A 466-nucleotide genomic window follows, 5' to 3' on the forward strand; every position below is an offset into this window, starting at 1 on the left:
TGTGTCCCGATGACCTTCTTTGCCATCAAAGAGTGATAGATGTGTTCCTTCGATTTGATCGGCAAGACGTTTCCGAGCGGAGCGACTTGCGCATATTCGTTCGACGCCGGATCGATGACGTAATAGACCGGTCGCTCCGGATAGGTCTCGCGCATGTATTTGAAGAAGTGGTAACCATTGTCCTGCGCTTTATATGGACGTTCTCCGACGAGCCACGTGTTCTTCTCGGCAAACAGCCGGTAGAGCGGGGCAAATGTCATCAGATGATTCAGATAGGCGTAATTTTCATTCGTGAACTCGGTCATCTCAAATGATAGATTCCGGTGACCGACCGTGTAGTACGGAATGATATGCATCGTCGACGTCTCATCTTTCCCTAACGCTTCCGGTGTCAGCTGACGCGTGATATAACGGGCACGACCGAGACGGTGTAATTTCGGTTCCGATCGGTGATAGAAATCGAGCG

General features: G+C 50.6%; 1 pseudogene. It reads right to left on the minus strand.

The window, feature by feature from the left end:
- Positions 1 to 466 (minus strand): annotated as a pseudogene (locus KNQ15_RS16650) (CDP-glycerol glycerophosphotransferase family protein); the annotation flags it as partial.

This window comes from Exiguobacterium sp. s168 (genome assembly GCF_018619035.1).
Lineage (GTDB): Bacteria > Bacillota > Bacilli > Exiguobacteriales > Exiguobacteriaceae > Exiguobacterium_A > Exiguobacterium_A acetylicum.